At 76.4% G+C, this 675-nt stretch carries 1 protein-coding gene; it reads right to left on the bottom strand.

What is annotated here, in order from left to right; all coding sequences use genetic code 11:
* A partial coding sequence (locus CCN33_RS30475) for a transglutaminase-like domain-containing protein (RefSeq protein WP_107484032.1) occupies positions 1-675 on the bottom strand: 675 nt, incomplete at both ends.

Here is a 675-nt window from a genome sequence, read left to right as displayed (position 1 = left end):
GGAGGGGAGGAGCATGGCCAGCTCGACGGCGCAGAGGGCCACGTCGGAGCGTTCGGGGCGGGCGGTGGCCCAGGCGCGGATGTTGTTGAGGATGCGCTGGATGATCTGGAGCGGTGCCGCCGGGACCAGCATCGAGGGCTCCAGGGGCGCGCCCGTCGCCCCGGCCACCAGCAGCTCGGTGTCCATGCCGCTGAGCACCCGGCCGCCCTCGAAGGGGTCCGCCAGCACCCGGTCGCCGGCCGTGCCGAAGCCGACCACGAAGTGCCCCGGCAGCGCCACCCCGTACACCGGGGCGCCCGCGCGCCGGGCGACCTCCATCCACACCACCGACAGCAGGATCGGCAGCCCGCGCCGCCGCCGCAGCACGGAGTGCAGCAGCGAGGACTCCAGCCGCTCGTACTCCCCGGCCGTGCCGCAGAACCCGTTGGTGCCGCCCAGCAGCCGGCCCACCGCCCGCGCCCAGGCCAGCGGCTCGCCCGGCCGGTACGGCAGCCGCCCGGCGAGTTCGTCCAGCTCGATCTGGGCGGCGTCCATCCCGGCCTCGTCCAGCGTGCCGTCCACCTCGGCGCCGATCATGAGGCACAGCGCGGACAGGTCGGGCCACTGCGACCGCGCCTCCTCCGCGAACCGCCGCCGCAGCTCCGCCGACCGCTCGGGCGGAGGCGGGTAGGGGGG

It is taken from the genome of Streptomyces recifensis (assembly GCF_002154615.1).
In the GTDB taxonomy this organism is placed as follows: domain Bacteria; phylum Actinomycetota; class Actinomycetes; order Streptomycetales; family Streptomycetaceae; genus Streptomyces; species Streptomyces griseoluteus.
The sequence above is the reverse complement of the archived record's forward strand: the minus strand, read 5'-3'. Positions and strand labels throughout refer to the sequence as shown.